The organism is Variovorax sp. EBFNA2, assembly GCF_033802765.1.
Lineage (GTDB): Bacteria > Pseudomonadota > Gammaproteobacteria > Burkholderiales > Burkholderiaceae_C > Variovorax > Variovorax paradoxus_H.
The window spans coordinates 681277-697949 of record NZ_CP138496.1 but is presented as its reverse complement, the minus strand read 5'-3'; the positions used below and the strand labels follow the sequence as shown (position 1 = coordinate 697949).

The 16673-nt window shown below is 63.1% G+C and carries 12 protein-coding genes and 4 tRNA genes; all 16 read right to left on the bottom strand.

The genetic code is table 11. The annotated features are described in order from the left end of the window. Window positions 1–34: 34 nt before the first annotated feature. The 16 genes from rpoC to trpD all read right to left on the bottom strand — a co-directional run bounded on the left by rpoC (window position 35) and on the right by trpD (window position 16672). A complete protein-coding gene (gene rpoC / locus RZE79_RS03100; protein ID WP_319358970.1) occupies window positions 35–4270 on the bottom strand; it encodes a DNA-directed RNA polymerase subunit beta' in 4236 nt (1411 codons plus the stop codon). A gap of 21 nt (window positions 4271–4291) precedes the next feature. Beyond that, window positions 4292–8416 carry a DNA-directed RNA polymerase subunit beta gene (rpoB, locus tag RZE79_RS03095; RefSeq protein ID WP_319358969.1) on the bottom strand — a complete coding sequence of 1375 codons (4125 nt, stop codon included), beginning with the start codon at window positions 8414–8416 and terminating at the stop codon, window positions 4292–4294. A gap of 301 nt (window positions 8417–8717) precedes the next feature. Beyond that, window positions 8718–9089, bottom strand: coding sequence for a 50S ribosomal protein L7/L12 (gene rplL / locus RZE79_RS03090; protein WP_153280871.1), 372 nt, complete (start codon window positions 9087–9089; stop codon window positions 8718–8720). Between the two features lie 45 nt (window positions 9090–9134). Next, complete coding sequence (gene rplJ / locus RZE79_RS03085; RefSeq protein WP_099794853.1) at window positions 9135–9677, bottom strand: 50S ribosomal protein L10; 543 nt, start codon at window positions 9675–9677, stop codon at window positions 9135–9137. Between the two features lie 246 nt (window positions 9678–9923). Then, a complete protein-coding gene (gene rplA / locus RZE79_RS03080) occupies window positions 9924–10622 on the bottom strand; it encodes a 50S ribosomal protein L1 (RefSeq protein ID WP_101488432.1) in 699 nt (232 codons plus the stop codon). Next, the gene (gene rplK / locus RZE79_RS03075; RefSeq protein WP_056584627.1) at window positions 10623–11054 is read right to left on the bottom strand and encodes a 50S ribosomal protein L11; all 432 of its coding nucleotides are present in this window, start codon (window positions 11052–11054) and stop codon (window positions 10623–10625) included. Between the two features lie 141 nt (window positions 11055–11195). Beyond that, window positions 11196–11807, bottom strand: coding sequence for a transcription termination/antitermination protein NusG (nusG, locus tag RZE79_RS03070; RefSeq protein WP_373696530.1), 612 nt, complete (start codon window positions 11805–11807; stop codon window positions 11196–11198). Continuing rightward, entirely contained in the window at window positions 11807–12190 is a 384-nt protein-coding gene (secE, locus tag RZE79_RS03065) for a preprotein translocase subunit SecE (protein WP_319358968.1), read from the bottom strand. The genes nusG and secE overlap by 1 nt, the downstream gene beginning before the upstream one ends. A 102-nt stretch (window positions 12191–12292) precedes the next feature. Beyond that, a tRNA-Trp gene (locus RZE79_RS03060) sits at window positions 12293–12368 on the bottom strand. A gap of 21 nt (window positions 12369–12389) precedes the next feature. After that, entirely contained in the window at window positions 12390–13583 is a 1194-nt protein-coding gene (gene tuf, locus RZE79_RS03055; protein ID WP_099793527.1) for an elongation factor Tu, read from the bottom strand. Window positions 13584–13656: 73 nt separating this feature from the next. Beyond that, window positions 13657–13731, bottom strand: a tRNA-Thr gene (locus tag RZE79_RS03050). A gap of 42 nt (window positions 13732–13773) precedes the next feature. Beyond that, window positions 13774–13847: transfer RNA gene (locus RZE79_RS03045), tRNA-Gly, on the bottom strand. 65 nt (window positions 13848–13912) lie between these two features. After that, window positions 13913–13998: transfer RNA gene (locus RZE79_RS03040), tRNA-Tyr, on the bottom strand. Window positions 13999–14092: 94 nt separating this feature from the next. After that, window positions 14093–14815: a uracil-DNA glycosylase gene (locus RZE79_RS03035; RefSeq protein ID WP_319358967.1), complete on the bottom strand. Its 723-nt coding sequence runs from the start codon at window positions 14813–14815 to the stop codon at window positions 14093–14095. Then, complete coding sequence (gene trpC, locus RZE79_RS03030) at window positions 14812–15612, bottom strand: indole-3-glycerol phosphate synthase TrpC (RefSeq protein WP_319358966.1); 801 nt, start codon at window positions 15610–15612, stop codon at window positions 14812–14814. The genes RZE79_RS03035 and trpC overlap by 4 nt, the downstream gene beginning before the upstream one ends. A gap of 37 nt (window positions 15613–15649) precedes the next feature. After that, window positions 15650–16672 (bottom strand): anthranilate phosphoribosyltransferase, encoded by a 1023-nt coding sequence (gene trpD, locus RZE79_RS03025; protein ID WP_319358965.1) that lies wholly within the window; start codon window positions 16670–16672, stop codon window positions 15650–15652. Between the last annotated feature and the right edge of the window lies 1 nt (window position 16673).

Here is a 16673-nt window from a genome sequence, read left to right as displayed (position 1 = left end):
GTGGGCAACCGGTCATGCCGGTGATGCTAACCAGTTATTCGGTCGCGGCGCCTTCGTTGGCGTCCACCGTGCTGGTCGTCGCTTCGCTGTCGCTGGAGCCGGCCAGATCGGCGGCTTCCGACTCGGCGATGGCGCGGCGCTCGGCCTCGTCCATGGCGTCCTTGACCTTGCGGGCCTGGTGGTACGCCATGCCGGTGCCTGCGGGAATCAGGCGACCGACGATGACGTTTTCCTTCAGACCGCGCAGCTCGTCGCGCTTGCCCATGATCGCGGCTTCGGTCAGCACGCGCGTCGTTTCCTGGAACGAAGCCGCCGAGATGAACGAGTCGGTCGACAGCGACGCCTTCGTGATACCCAGCAGCAGGTTGGTGAACGTCGCGGGGATCTTGCCGTCGGCGCGCAGGGCGTCGTTGGTGTTGAGCATTTCGCTGCGTTCGACCTGTTCGCCGGAGATGTAGCTCGTGTCGCCGATGTTGTCGACCACGACGCGACGCAGCATCTGGCGAACGATCACCTCGATGTGCTTGTCGTTGATCTTCACACCCTGCAAACGGTACACGTCCTGCACTTCGTCCACGATGTAGCGCGCGAGTTCTTCCGAACCCAGCAAGCGCAGGATGTCCTGCGGGTCCGCCGGGCCGTCGACCACGCTTTCGCCCTTGTTCACCACCTGGCCTTCGTGCACCAGGATGTTCTTTTCCTTCGGCACGAGGTCTTCGTAGACGCCGCCTTCGGGATCGGTGATCTGCAGGCGGATCTTGCCCTTGGTCTCTTTACCGAACGACACGGTACCGGTCATTTCGGCCAGCATGCCCTTGTCCTTCGGCGAACGGGCTTCGAACAGCTCGGCCACGCGCGGCAGACCGCCGGTGATGTCTCGGGTCTTCTGACCTTCGACCGGGATGCGTGCCAGCACTTCGCCTGGGCCCACGTCCTGACCGTCGCGGATCTGCACCAGCGAGCCGATCGGGAAGCCGATCGTCACCGAGTGGTCGGTGCCGGGGATCTTCACCTCGAGGCCTTGGGCGTCGATCAGCTTGACCTGCGGACGCACGACCTTGGCAGCGCCGCGGCGCTTCGGGTCGATCACGACCAGGGTCGACAGACCGGTCACTTCGTCCACCTGCTTGGCGACCGTCAGGCCTTCCTCGACGTTCTCGAACTGCGCCTTGCCGGCGAACTCGGTAATGATCGGGCGGGTCAGCGGGTCCCAGTTGGCGAGCACGTGGCCGGCCTTGATCTGCTGGTCGGCCTTGACGGCCAGGATCGCGCCGTACGGCACCTTGTGACGCTCGCGCTCACGGCCGTGCTCGTCATGGATGACGATCTCGCCCGAACGCGAAATCACGACCAGCTCGCTCTTGCTGTTGGTCACGTAGCGCATCGTGGCGTTGAAGCCGATCGAGCCGTTCGACTTGGCTTCCACGCTCGAAGCGATGGCAGCGCGCGACGCGGCACCACCGATGTGGAAGGTACGCATCGTCAGCTGCGTGCCGGGCTCACCGATGGACTGGGCAGCGATCACACCGACGGCTTCGCCGATGTTGATCAGGCCGCCGCGGCCCAGGTCGCGGCCGTAGCAGGTCGCGCAGATGCCGAAACGCGTTTCGCAGGTCAGCGCGGTGCGGACCTTGACTTCGTCGACGCCCTGGGCTTCCAGTGCTTCGATGTTGTCTTCGTCGAACATCTCGCCGGCCTTCAGCAGCACCGAACGGTTTTCCGGGTGCAGCACGTCGTCCGCAGCCGAGCGGCCGAGGATTCGGTCGCGCAGCGATTCGATGACTTCACCGCCTTCGACGATGGCGCGCATCAGGTAGCCGCCGTGCGTGCCGCAGTCCTGCTCGGTCACGACCAGGTCTTGCGTCACGTCGACCAGACGACGGGTCAGGTAACCCGAGTTCGCCGTCTTCAGCGCCGTGTCGGCCAGACCCTTACGGGCACCGTGGGTGGAGATGAAGTACTCCAGCACGTTCAGGCCTTCGCGGAAGTTCGCGGTAATGGGCGTCTCGATGATCGAGCCGTCCGGCTTGGCCATCAGGCCCCGCATACCGGCCACCTGGCGAATCTGCGCTGCGGAACCGCGGGCGCCGGAGTCGGCCATCATGTAGATGGAATTGAACGACTCCTGCTCGACTTCCTTGCCGTGGCGGTCGATGACGCGCTGCTTGGACAGCTTGGCCATCATGACCTTCGACACTTCGTCGCCGGCCTTGCCCCAGATGTCCACCACCTTGTTGTAGCGCTCGCCGGAGGTCACGAGACCGGAGACGTACTGCTGTTCGATCTCCTTCACTTCCTTGGCCGAGCGCTCGATGATGCCGTGCTTTTCAGCCGGCACCAGCATGTCGTCGATCGCGATCGAGATGCCGGCCTTGGTCGCCAGACGGAAGCCGTTTTGCAGCAGCTTGTCGGCGAACACGACGGTCTCTTTCAGGCCGCACTTGCGGAACGAGACGTTGATGAGCTTGGAGATTTCCTTCTTCTTCAGCGCCTTGTTGATGTTCGAGAACGGCAGGCCCTTGGGCAGGATCTCGGACAGCAGGGCACGGCCCACGGTGGTGTCCACGAGCGAGGTCGACGGCGTGAAGACGCCGGTGTCCTTGTCCTTGGTGTACTCCGTGATACGCACCGCGACCTTGGCGGTGAGTTCGACTTCGTTGGCGTCCAGAGCGCGCTGCACTTCACCGATGTCGGAGAAGATCAGGCCCTCGCCCTTGCCGTTGATGCGGTCGCGGGTCGTGTAGTACAGACCCAGCACCACGTCCTGCGAAGGAACGATCGACGGTTCGCCCGAGGCCGGGAACAGCACGTTGTTGGAGGCCAACATCAGCGTGCGGGCTTCCATCTGTGCTTCCACCGACAACGGCACGTGAACGGCCATCTGGTCGCCGTCGAAGTCGGCGTTGAAGGCCGCGCAAACCAGCGGGTGCAGCTGGATGGCCTTGCCTTCGATCAGGATCGGCTCGAACGCCTGGATGCCCAAACGGTGCAGCGTAGGCGCACGGTTCAGCATGACCGGGTGTTCCTTGATCACTTCTTCCAGGATGTCCCAGACCACCGGCGTGCCCGATTCGACTTCCTTCTTGGCAGCCTTGATCGTCGTCGCGATGCCCATGGCTTCGAGGCGCGAGAAGATGAAGGGCTTGAACAGCTCGAGCGCCATCAGCTTGGGCAGGCCGCACTGGTGCAGCTTGAGCGTCGGGCCCACCACGATGACCGAACGGCCCGAGTAGTCCACGCGCTTGCCCAGCAAGTTCTGGCGGAAACGACCGCTCTTGCCCTTGATCATGTCGGCCAGCGACTTCAGTGCGCGCTTGTTGGCGCCCGTCATGGCCTTGCCGCGACGGCCGTTGTCCAGCAGCGAGTCGACCGCCTCTTGCAGCATCCGCTTTTCATTGCGAGCAATGATTTCCGGAGCCTTCAGCTCCAGCAGGCGGCGCAGACGCGAGTTGCGGTTGATGACGCGGCGATACAGGTCGTTCAGGTCGGAGGTCGCAAAGCGGCCGCCGTCCAGCGGCACCAGCGGACGCAGGTCCGGCGGCAGCACGGGCAGCACTTCGAGCACCATCCAGTTGGGCTTGATGCCCGACTTGCGGAAGGCCTCGAGCACCTTCAGGCGCTTGGAGTTCTTCTTGACCTTGACTTCGGAGCCGGTCAGGTCGCCGCGCAGGCGTTCGATCTCGCTGTCGAGTTCGATGCCTTCGAGCAGGTCCTTGATGCCTTCGGCGCCCATCTTGGCGATGAACTCGTCACCGTATTCCTTGCGCTTGGCGTCGTAGTCGTCCTCGGACATGATGCCGAACTTCTTCAGCGGGGTCATGCCGGGGTCGGTGATCACGTACGCTTCGAAGTACAGCACGCGTTCGATGTCGCGCAGCGTCATGTCGAGCACGAGGCCCAGACGCGACGGCAGCGACTTCAGGAACCAGATGTGGGCGCAGGGCGCGGCCAGGTCGATGTGACCCATGCGCTCGCGACGCACCTTGGTCTGCGTGACTTCAACGCCGCACTTCTCGCAGATCACACCGCGGTGCTTCAGGCGCTTGTACTTGCCGCACAGGCACTCGTAGTCCTTGATGGGGCCGAAGATCTTGGCGCAGAACAGACCGTCGCGCTCGGGCTTGAACGTGCGGTAGTTGATCGTCTCAGGCTTCTTCACCTCGCCGAAAGACCACGAACGGATCTTCTCGGGCGAAGCCATGCCGATCTTGATGGCATCGAAATGCTCATCGGGCGTGAATTGCTTGAACAGGTCGAGTAGCGATTTCATAAGACTCTTTCCCTTTTCAACTTAGGAACGCTCGAGCTCGATGTCGAGACCCAGCGAACGAATTTCCTTGACCAGCACGTTGAACGATTCCGGCATGCCGGCTTCGATCGAGTGCTCGCCCTTGACGATGCTTTCGTACACCTTGGTACGGCCTTGCACGTCGTCGGACTTCACGGTCAGCATTTCCTGCAGGACGTAGGCGGCGCCGTAGGCTTCCAGCGCCCACACTTCCATTTCACCGAAACGCTGGCCGCCGAACTGCGCCTTGCCGCCCAGCGGTTGCTGCGTGACGAGCGAGTACGGGCCGGTCGAACGCGCGTGCATCTTGTCGTCCACCAGGTGATGCAGCTTCAAGAAGTGCATGTAGCCGACGGTGACGGGACGCTCGAACTGGTCGCCGGTGCGGCCGTCGTACAGGTACGCCTGCGTGCGCGTATCGGTCAGGCCCTTGAGCTTGGCGATGTCGTCCGGGTAGGCGAGCTTCAGCATGCCGCGGATTTCTTCTTCCGAGGCGCCGTCGAACACCGGCGTCGCGAAGGTCGCGCCGCTTTGCAGGTTGGCGGCCATGGCGAGCAGTTCGGTGTCGCTCAGCTGGTCGAGCTCTTCCTTGCGGCCCGAGCCGTTGTACAGCTGCTCCATGAACTTGCGCAGCTCGGCCACCTTGGCCTCTTGCTGCAGCATGTCGCCGATGCGCTGGCCGATGCCCTTGCCGGCCCAGCCCAAGTGCACTTCGAGCACCTGGCCCACGTTCATCCGCGAAGGCACGCCCAGCGGGTTCAGGCAGATGTCGCACGGCGTGCCGTCGGCCATGTGGGGCATGTCTTCGACCGGAACGATCTTGGACACCACACCCTTGTTGCCGTGACGGCCGGCCATCTTGTCGCCGGGTTGCAGGCGGCGCTTGACGGCCAGGTAGACCTTGACCATCTTGAGCACGCCCGCGGGCAGCTCGTCGCCCTGCGTGAGCTTCTTGCGCTTTTCTTCGAACGCGAGGTCGAAGCTGTGGCGCGTCTGCTCGAGCGAGTTCTTGATCGACTCGAGCTGCGAAGCCACCTCGTCTTCCGCCGGGCGGATGTCGAACCAGTGGAACTTCTCGACCGACGACAGGTAGGCCTTGTCGAGCTTGGTGCCCTTGGCCAGCTTGTTCGGGCCGCCGTTGGCGACCTTGCCGGTCAAGAGCTTCTCGATACGGTCGAACGCGTCGGCTTCGACGATGCGCAGCTGGTCGTTCAGGTCGAGGCGGAAGCGCTTCAGTTCGTCGTCGATGATCTGCTGGGCGCGCTTGTCGCGCTGGATGCCTTCGCGGGTGAACACCTGCACGTCGATCACTGTGCCTTGCGAGCCCTGGTCCACACGCAGCGAGGTGTCCTTCACGTCGGAAGCCTTCTCGCCGAAGATGGCGCGAAGCAGCTTCTCTTCCGGCGTCAGCGTGGTCTCGCCCTTCGGCGTGACCTTGCCCACCAGCGTGTCGCCCGGCTGCACTTCGGCGCCGACATAAATGATGCCGGATTCGTCGAGGCGGTTGAGCTGCTGCTCGGCCAGGTTCGGGATGTCGCGCGTGATTTCTTCGGCGCCCAGCTTCGTGTCGCGCGCCATCACCACCAGTTCCTCGATGTGGATCGAGGTGTAGCGGTCTTCGGCGACGACGCGTTCCGAGATCAGGATCGAGTCTTCGAAGTTGTAGCCGTTCCAGGGCATGAACGCGATCAGCATGTTCTGGCCGAGGGCCAGTTCGCCGAGGTCGGTCGATGCACCGTCGGCCACCACGTCGCCCTTGGCGATCTTGTCGCCGCGCTTGACGATGGGGCGCTGGTGGATGTTGGTGTTCTGATTCGAACGCTGATACTTGATCAGGTTGTAGATGTCCACACCGACTTCACCGGCGGCCGCTTCGGCGTCGTTCACGCGCACCACGACACGGGTCGCATCGACGTAGTCGACGATACCGCCGCGGGTGGCCGTGACCACGGTGCCCGAGTCGACCGCGGAAACGCGCTCGATACCGGTACCGACCATCGGCTTTTCGGGGCGCAGCACAGGCACGGCCTGACGCTGCATGTTGGCGCCCATCAACGCGCGGTTCGCATCGTCGTGCTCGAGGAACGGCACGAGCGAGGCAGCCACCGACACGATCTGAGCGGGCGACACGTCCATGTACTGGATGCGTTCGGCACCGACCAGGATCGATTCGCCGGCTTCACGCGCCGAGACCAGGTCGCCGGTCAGCTTGCCGTCCTTGTCCAGGACCGCGTTGGCCTGGGCGATGACGTACTTGCCTTCTTCGATGGCCGACAGGTAGTCGATGTCCATCGTGACCTTGCTGTCGACCACGCGGCGGTACGGCGTCTCGATGAAGCCGTATTCGTTCAGGCGGGCGTACAGGGCCAGCGAGTTGATCAGACCGATGTTCGGGCCTTCAGGCGTTTCGATCGGGCACACGCGGCCGTAATGGGTCACGTGCACGTCGCGCACTTCGAAGCCTGCACGTTCACGCGTCAGACCACCCGGGCCAAGGGCCGACACGCGGCGCTTGTGGGTGATTTCGGACAGCGGGTTCGTCTGGTCCATGAACTGCGACAGCTGCGACGCACCGAAGAATTCCTTCAGCGCGGCCGAGATCGGCTTGCTGTTGATCAGGTCGTGCGGCATCAGCGGCTCTTGCTCGGCCTGACCCAGACGTTCCTTCACGGCCTTCTCGATACGTGCCAGGCCGGTGCGGTACTGGTTTTCGGCCAGTTCGCCGACGCAACGCACGCGGCGGTTGCCCAGGTGGTCGATGTCGTCGACTTCGCCGTTGCCGTTGCGCAGGTCCACGAGGATCTTGACGACAGCCAGGATGTCTTCGTTGGTCAGCACCATCGGGCCGGTCGATTCGTCGCGGCCGACCTTGGCGTTGAACTTCATGCGGCCCACGCGCGACAGGTCGTACGTGTCCGGGTTGTAGAACAGGCGCTGGAACAGGGCCTGCACGGCGTCTTCCGTCGGCGGCTCGCCGGGGCGCATCATGCGGTAGATGGCCACGCGCGCGGCGAACTCGTCGACGGTTTCATCGATGCGCAGCGTTTGCGAGATGTACGCGCCCTGGTCCAGTTCGTTCGTGTAGATGACCTGGATGTCCTGCACGCCCGAGGTACGCAGCTTCTTCAGCAGCGCTTCGGTCAGTTCGTCGTTGGCCTTGGCCAGGATTTCGCCGGAGTCGGCGTCGACGATGTTGCGGGCGATCACGCGGCCGATCAGGAAGTCTTCCGGCACGCTGATGTGCGTGGTGCCGCCCTGCTCGAGCTCACGCGTGTGGCGCGCGGTGACGCGCTTGTCCTTGGCGACCACGACCTTACCCGACTTGTCGGTGATGTCGAAGCGCGCGACTTCGCCGCGCAGGCGCTCGGAGACGAACTCCATCTGCGCGCCGCTGTCCATCAGGCGGAAGTTGTCGTTCACGAAGAAGTTCGCGAGGATCGATTCCGGGTTCAGGCCGATGGCCTTCAGCAGGATCGTGACCGGCATCTTGCGGCGACGGTCCACGCGGAAGTACAGCATGTCCTTCGGGTCGAACTCGAAGTCGAGCCACGAACCGCGGTAAGGAATCACGCGGGCCGAGAACAGCAGCTTGCCCGAGCTGTGCGTCTTGCCCTTGTCGTGTTCGAAGAACACGCCGGGCGAACGGTGCAGCTGCGAGACGATCACGCGCTCGGTGCCGTTGATGATGAACGAACCCTTGTCGGTCATGAGCGGCACTTCACCCATGTAGACCTCTTGTTCCTTCACTTCCTTGACCACCTTCGACTGCGAGGTCGACGACTCGCGGTCATAGATGATGAGCTGCACCTTGGCGCGCACGGCCGAGGCGAAGGTCAGACCACGGGTCTGGCACTCACGCACATCGAACGCCGGCTTCGCCAGGTTGTACTCGAGGAACTTCATCTCGACGAAACCGTTGTGCGAGACGATCGGGAAGGCGGCGTCGAATGCGGCCTGCAGGCCTTCGACGGTGCGTTGTTTGGGGGCGATGCCGGCTTGCAGGAACGCGGTGTACGCGTCTTTCTGCATCTGCAGCAGGTAAGGGATTTCGACGACGCTGTCGCGGTTACCGAAACTTTTTCGGATGCGCTTGCGTTCGGTGTAACTGTACGCGGACGATTGGGCCATGAGAGCTCCGGTGCTTGAGATCTTCAGCGACTTGTCAGCGGTGCCGGGCGAACGGCATCACTGCTTGGCGGCTGGCCACTACCAGCCGTTGGCGGACGGCGATGCATTGCACATCGCCCGAACCAAGGGGTCTTCTGCAGTCGGGTTCAGAAGACACTCAAAAATCGTCTTGGCTTTTGCTTTTCCGTCGACCTTTCGGTCTTCGGGAAAGCCGGAACCAAGCCGGCTTTTGGGTGCGCTCTGAAAGCGGCAAAGGCTGGAGGGCCTTTTCAGGCACCTCCAGCCCTCTAGGGGGTCTGAATTACTTCAGTTCCACCTTGGCGCCGGCATCTTCCAGCTTCTTCTTGGCGGCTTCAGCGTCAGCCTTCGACAGGCCTTCCTTGACAGCCTTGGGAGCGGCTTCCACCAGGTCCTTGGCTTCCTTGAGGCCCAGGCCGGTGATTTCGCGCACGGCCTTGATCGCCGACACCTTGTTCGCGCCAGCATCCATCAGCATGACGTTGAATTCGGTTTGTTCTTCAGCGACTGCAGCGGCGGGGCCGGCAGCTGCGGGGCCTGCCATGGCGGCAGCGCTCACGCCAAACTTCTCTTCGATGGCTTTCACCAGGTCGTTGAGTTCCAGGACCGTCATGCCGTCAAGCGCGGTCAGAAATGCGTCTTTATCGAATGCCATTTTTGTTTCCTAACAATTGGGTTGAATATTTCGAACGCGGGCCGCTTACGCGGGCTGCGCTTCGGCTTCCGCCGGTGCATCGGTTGCGGGTGCTGCTTCGCCTTCGCCACGCTTCGCGGCCAGCGCCGCGAGAACGCGTGCCGTACGGGAAATCGGGGATTGCATCAAGCCCAGCAACTGCGCCAACAGCACTTCCTTCGAAGGGATGCTTGCGAGCTGCTTCACGCCGTTCACGTCCAGGGCCTTGCCGCCAAACGCACCACCGCGAATCACCAACTTGTCGTTGGTCTTCGCGAAGTCGGCCACCACCTTGGCGGCGGCCACTGCGTCTTCGGAAAAGCCGTAGATCAGCGGACCGGTCATCTGGTCGCCAATGACTTCAAATGCGCTACCAGCCACAGCACGGCGTGCCAGGGTGTTCTTCAGAACACTCAGGGTCACACCCTTGCTGCGAGCTTCGGCACGCAGTTTGGTCATGTCGGCAACCGAAATACCACGGTATTCCGCCATCACGAGCGTTTGAGCTTTTGCGGCGAGGCTGGTCACATCACTGATGACCGCTTCTTTCTCACTGCGATTCAGACTCAAGGTCTACTCCTTTTAATGCGACCTTCGGCCGGGGCCTCGGATCGCGCTTCATGCAGCGACCAACTGTTTCGGAACAAAATCAAATTCCTTGCAGTGGGGTCGCCATCTGCGCTGGATACCGGAAGGATCGATCCGGCCATTAAGTGCAGCGCCCTGCACACCAGCGGTCTTGGATGGCTCGCGGCAACCGAAGCTGCCGCGACCCACCACATTCGCCCTGCTCCTTTCGGAGCCGGGCCAATCTCTTCAGCTCGCCGAGATGGTTTGCGTGTCCACGCGGACACCCAGACCCATGGTCGACGACACAGCCACCTTGCGCAGGTACACACCCTTGCTGGTCGCGGGCTTGGCCTTGACCAGAGCGTCGATCAGCGCAGCGAGGTTGCCTTGCAGCTTGTCGTTGTCGAACGAGCGACGGCCGATCGTGCCGTGGATGATGCCGGCCTTGTCGACGCGGAACTGGACCTGGCCAGCCTTGGCGTTCTTGACAGCGGTTGCGACGTCAGGCGTCACGGTGCCAACCTTGGGGTTGGGCATCAGGCCCCGCGGGCCGAGGATCTGACCGAGCGTACCGACGACGCGCATGGCATCGGGGGCAGCGATCACGACGTCGAAAGGCATGTCGCCAGCCTTGACCATCGCAGCCAGGTCGTCCATGCCGACGATGTCGGCGCCGGCGGCCTTGGCTTCTTCAGCCTTGGCGCCTTGGGCGAACACGGCGACGCGCTTGGTCTTGCCGGTGCCGTTCGGCAGCACGACAGCACCGCGGACCACCTGGTCCGACTTCTTCGCGTCGATGCCGAGCTGCACAGCCACGTCGATCGATTCGTCGAACTTGGCGGTGGCGGCGTCCTTGACGATGACGATGGCGTCAGCCAGGGCGTACAGCTTGTTGCTGTCGACCTTGCCTTCGAGCGACTTTTGCTTCTTGGTGATCTTGGACATTTACACGCCCTCCACATTCACGCCCATCGAGCGGGCCGAGCCGGCGATGGTGCGAACTGCTGCGTCGAGGTCGGCGGCAGTCAGGTCCTTCATCTTGGCCTTGGCAATTTCTTCGAGCTGAGCGCGCGTGATCTTGCCGACCTTGTCGGTGTGCGGACGGGCCGAGCCCTTGTCCAGCTTGATGGCCTTCTTGATCAAGGTGATCGCCGGGGGCGTCTTGATGATGAAGGTGAAGCTCTTGTCAGCGAACGCGGTGATGACCACCGGCAGCGGCAGACCCGGCTCGACGCCTTGGGTTTGCGCGTTGAACGCCTTGCAGAACTCCATGATGTTCAAACCACGCTGGCCCAGTGCGGGACCGATGGGTGGTGACGGGTTGGCCTTACCAGCTGGTACTTGCAGCTTGATGAAGCCGACGATTTTTTTCGCCATGCTTTGCTCCTTGCGGGTGATATCGCCTGGGCTTTCGCCGCGGCTCCCCGGGGTTAAACGACTCTTCGATCAAGGCCGCGCGCCGAGTCGGACAACGCGCAGCCGGAAACTGGCAGGCCCACCCGAAGGCAGGCCAGGGGATCAGGTCTTCTCGACCTGACCGAATTCGAGCTCCACAGGGGTGGCGCGGCCAAAAATCATGACCGACACGCTGACCTTGCTCTTCTCGTAGTTGACGTCTTCCACCGTGCCATTGAAGTCGGTGAACGGGCCTTCCTTGACGCGCACGAACTCACCCACCGTGAACTCGACCTTGTGGCGCGGCTTCTCGGTGCCCTGCTGCATCTGGTTGACGATGTCCTCGACTTCCTTCTGCGAGATCGGGGCCGGACGGTTCTTGGCGCCGCCCACGAAACCCGTCACCTTGTTGGTGTGCTTCACCAGGTGCCAGCTCTCGTCGTCCATGATCATTTCGACCAGCACGTAGCCCGGGAAGAAACGGCGCTCGGTGGTGCGCTTCTGGCCGTTCTTGATCTCGACCACTTCTTCGGTCGGAACCAGGATGCGGCCGAACTTGTCCTGCATGCCGGCGCGGGTGATGCGCTCGATGATGTTGCGCTCGACAGCCTTCTCCATGCCCGAATAGGCATGCACCACGTACCACCGCAGATCAGGGTTGGCAGCAGGCATCAGAAGGGGGTTTTTCTCCTCTTCCGGCGTGCTCGGCGTGGTTTCAACTGCGTCGTCGGTCATTATTTTCTCCAGCCCAGAATGAGGTCAAAGAACACCCATTCGAGCGTCTTGTCGGTGAGCCAGAGGAAGACGGACATGATCGCCACGAAGGCGAACACATAGGCCGTCATCTGCTTCGATTCCTTGCGGGTCGGCCAGACGACCTTCTTGACCTCGCGCCACGAGTCACGGCCGAAAGCCCACAGCTGACGGCCGTTCTCGGAGCTGCCGAAGGCGCCCACGGCCGCAGCCAGGCCGACCAGCAGTGCAGCCCACTGCACCAGCGAGCCTTGGCGCGACAGCAGGTAGAACGCCACGATGGCGCCCACTGCCAGCACCACCGCCGCAGCCAGCTTGGCCTTGTCAGCACCCGTGCTCACGGTTTCGATTTGAGAAGTGGCCATGTCGGCTGATTTCCTGTGACCTTGCGGCCTTCAATTCAATGCGTCCCTTGAGACGCCGAAGCCCACCGGATCGCGATGGGCTTGTCGGGGGTGCCACCTAGGTGGCAGGGGCAGTAGGAATCGAACCTACAACCTTCGGTTTTGGAGACCGACGCTCTGCCAATTGAGCTATACCCCTCCGGTACTCTTTACGCTTGGCTTAGATGTCGAGGATCTTGGCCACGACGCCCGAACCCACGGTACGGCCGCCTTCACGGATGGCGAAGCGCAGGCCTTCTTCCATCGCGATCGGGTTGATCAGCTTGACGGTGATGCTGACGTTGTCGCCGGGCATGACCATTTCCTTGTCCGCGGGCAGCTCGATCGCGCCGGTCACGTCCGTCGTGCGGAAGTAGAACTGCGGACGGTAGTTGTTGAAGAACGGCGTGTGACGGCCGCCTTCGTCCTTGGACAGGACATACACCTCGGCGGTGAAGTGCACGTGCGGCTTGATCGAGCCGGGCTTGCACAGCACTTGGCCGCGCTCGACTTCTTCGCGCTTCGTGCCGCGCAGCAGCACGCCGACGTTGTCGCCGGCTTGACCCTGGTCCAGCAGCTTGCGGAACATTTCCACGCCGGTGCAGGTGGTCTTGACGGTCGGGCGGATGCCGACGATTTCGATTTCTTCGCCGACCTTGATCACGCCGCGCTCGACAGCGCCGGTCACCACGGTGCCGCGACCCGAGATCGAGAACACATCTTCGACGGGCATCAGGAACGTGCCGTCCACAGCGCGCTCAGGCGTGGGGATGTACGTGTCCAGCGCTTCGGCCAGCTTCAGGATGGCTTCTTCACCCAGCTTGCCCTTGTCGCCTTCGAGGGCGAGCTTGGCCGAACCGTGGATGATGGGGGTGTCGTCGCCAGGGAACTCGTACTTGTCGAGCAGCTCGCGCACTTCCATTTCGACCAGCTCGAGCAGCTCGGCGTCGTCGACCATGTCGCACTTGTTCAGGAAAACGATGATGTAGCCCACACCCACCTGGCGAGCCAGCAGGATGTGTTCACGGGTCTGGGGCATCGGGCCGTCAGCGGCCGAGCACACCAGGATGGCGCCGTCCATCTGAGCGGCGCCCGTGATCATGTTCTTCACGTAGTCGGCGTGACCAGGGCAGTCGACGTGTGCGTAGTGGCGGTTGGCCGTTTCGTACTCGACGTGCGCGGTGTTGATCGTGATGCCGCGGGCCTTTTCTTCGGGCGCTGCGTCGATCTGGTCGTAAGCCTTGGCTTCGCCGCCGAACTTGGACGACAGAACGGTTGCGATCGCAGCCGTCAGCGTGGTCTTGCCGTGGTCAACGTGACCGATCGTGCCCACGTTCACGTGCGGCTTGGTGCGGGTGAATTTACCTTTTGCCATTTTTCGACTCCGAAAAAAACGATTTCAACGCATGCAGATGGGTCGCAAGCCTGTCGTTGCAACCCCAGAAAACTGGTGCCCTTTGCGGGAATCGGACCCGCGACCTCTCCCTTACCAAGGGAGTGCTCTACCACTGAGCCAAAAGGGCTTTTGTTCTAACCAAATCGCTTCCGGCGCCGAACCGGGTCTCTGGAGCGGGAGACGGGAATCGAACCCGCGTCATCAGCTTGGAAGGCTGGGGTTCTACCATTGAACTACTCCCGCATCGGGGGCACTTCAAGGCACCCAAAGCGCTAGATCCAATCGCTCTTAGAAACCAAATTCATCGCTGGTGGAGAGGGCTGGATTCGAACCAGCGTACTCGTAAGAGGGCAGATTTACAGTCTGCTGCCATTAACCACTCGGCCACCTCTCCGGCGAACCTCGAAATATAGCACGATTTTGTGACTACACAGGATTCCCAGCAAAAGATGAAGCCTGGAAACCTGCTCGAGGTGTGTAGCCTCCGATTATGAGCGAAGTTCGGAGCCTCCCGGCTGCTGCGCCTCGCGCCATGCACGGGCTTGGCCAAAATGACCGCAGCCGATGAATGGAACCGGCGGCCGAAGCGCAGAAAGCGGCGAGGGATGATTCGACATCAGCACCTTATGGCGCCCAACGTCAATCAACGCGCGCTTACTTTGCGCGTGCGAGCCCCATAGCATAAAAACAACAGGTCGATCGCCCTGCGCCACATGGCGAATCACGGCGTCGGTGAGCACCTCCCAGCCGCGGCCTGCATGGCTGGCCGGCTGGGCTTCTTCGACGGTGAGACAGGTGTTGAGCAGCAGCACGCCGTGCGTCGCCCACTTCACGAGACTGCCGCCCGGGTCCGGAAACGCCGGCGGCGGCGTGCCCAGGTCGCGCTGGAGCTCCTTGAAGATGTTGCGCAGCGACGGTGGCAGGGCCACGCCCGATGCCACCGAGAAGGCCAGCCCCTCGGCTTGTCCGCGCCCGTGGTACGGGTCCTGGCCCAGGATCACGACCCGCACGTCTTCCGGCGGCGTGAGTTCCAGCGCCCGCAACGGCTGCGGCGGAAAGATCACCGCCCCGGCGTCGAGCCGCTCGCGCAGAAAACCCTGCAGCTTCTGGCCGACTGCGCCCGCAAAGAAATCGTCGACCAGCGGCTGCCAGCCCGTCGCCACCGGCCAGTCGGCAGGATCGCTGCTCGACAGCTGATCCGGCCGGGTCATTTGAACAACGCAGCGAGGGCCTCGCCGGGTTCCTTGGCGCGCATGAACGCTTCGCCGACCAGGAAGGCGTTGACGCCCGCGGCGCGCAGCGTGGCGACGTCCTCGCGCGTGGCAATGCCCGACTCGGTCACCGGCAGGCGGTCCGCCGGCAGCCTGGGCAACAAATCGATCGTCGCCTGGATCGACACCTCGAAGTTGCGCAGGTTGCGGTTGTTCACGCCGATGAGCGCCGTCTTGAGCTTCAGCGCGCGCTCCAACTCGGCCGCGTCGTGCACCTCGACCAGCACCGCCATGCCCAATCCACGCGCGATGGCTTCGTAGTCCTTCATCTGCGCGTCGTCGAGGCAGGCGGCGATCAGCAGGATCGCGTCGGCGCCCATCGCGCGCGACTCGTACACCTGGTAGGCGTCGATGATGAAGTCCTTGCGCAGTACGGGCAGGTCGCACGAGGCGCGCGCCTGTTTGAGGTAGTCGACGCCGCCCTGGAAGAACTGCTTGTCGGTCAGCACCGAGAGGCAGGCCGCGCTGACCACGCCGTCGCCCTCGGCATAGCTTTGCGCGATGTCGGCCGGAATGAAGTCTTCGCGCAGCACGCCCTTGCTCGGGCTGGCCTTCTTGACCTCGGCGATCACCGCCGCCTGGCCGGCTGCGATCTTGGCGCGCAGCGCGGCTTCGAAGTCGCGCGTGAGCACGCGGCTTTCGGCATCGAAGCGCACGGCCTCGCGCGGGGCGCGCTTCAATGCAGCGGCGACTTCCTGGCGTTTGACGGCGACGATCTTGTCGAGAATGTCTGACATGGCTTGCTCTGCTTTCGATGGCACGGAGGCCTGATTCTCAGAAGGAGGTGGAGGCCTTGACCAGCTCGTCGAGCTTGGCCTTCGCCGCACCGGATGCGATGGCCTGGCGCGCACGCTCCACGCCGGCCGGCACCGAGTCGACCACGTTGGCCGCGTACAGCGCTGCGCCCGCATTGAGCAGCACTATGTCCAGCGCCGGGCCGGCCTGGTTGTCCAGCACGCCGATCAACATGGCCTTCGACTGCTCGGGCGTCTCGACGCGCAGCGAACGGTTGCTCGCCATCTGGAAGCCGAAGTCTTCCGGGTGCAGTTCGTACTCGCGAATTTCGCCATCCTTGAGCTCGCCGATCATGGTGGCGGCGCCCAGCGAGATCTCGTCCATGCCGTCGCGGCCGTAGACCACCAGCGCATGCTCGGCGCCCAGGCGCTGCAGGGCGCGCACCTGGATGCCGACGAGGTCGGGGTGGAACACGCCCATCAGGATGTTCGGTGCGCCGGCCGGGTTGGTCAGCGGGCCGAGGATGTTGAAGATCGTCTTGATGCCAAGCTCCTTGCGCACCGGCGCGACGTTCTTCATCGCGGGGTGGTGGTTCGGCGCAAACATGAAGCCGATGCCGACCTGCGCGATGCACTGCGCGATCTGCTCCGGCTTGAGGTTGATGTTGACGCCCAGCGACTCCAGCACGTCGGCACTGCCCGACTTGCTCGACACGCTGCGTCCGCCGTGCTTGCTGACCTTGGCGCCGGCCGCGGCCGCCACGAACATCGAGCAGGTCGAGATGTTGAAGGTGTGCGAGCCGTCGCCGCCGGTGCCGACGATGTCCACGAGGTTCGTGGTGTCGGCCACGGGCACCTTGGTCGACACCTCGCGCATCACCTCTGCCGCGGCGGTGATCTCGCCGATGGTTTCCTTCTTGACGCGCAGGCCGGTGATCAGTGCGGCCATCATCACGGGCGAACACTCGCCGCTCATGATGAGCCGCACGATGTGCAGCATCTCGTCGTGGAAGACTTCGCGGTGTTCGATGGTGCGCTGCAGCGCTTCCTGGGGGGTGATCATG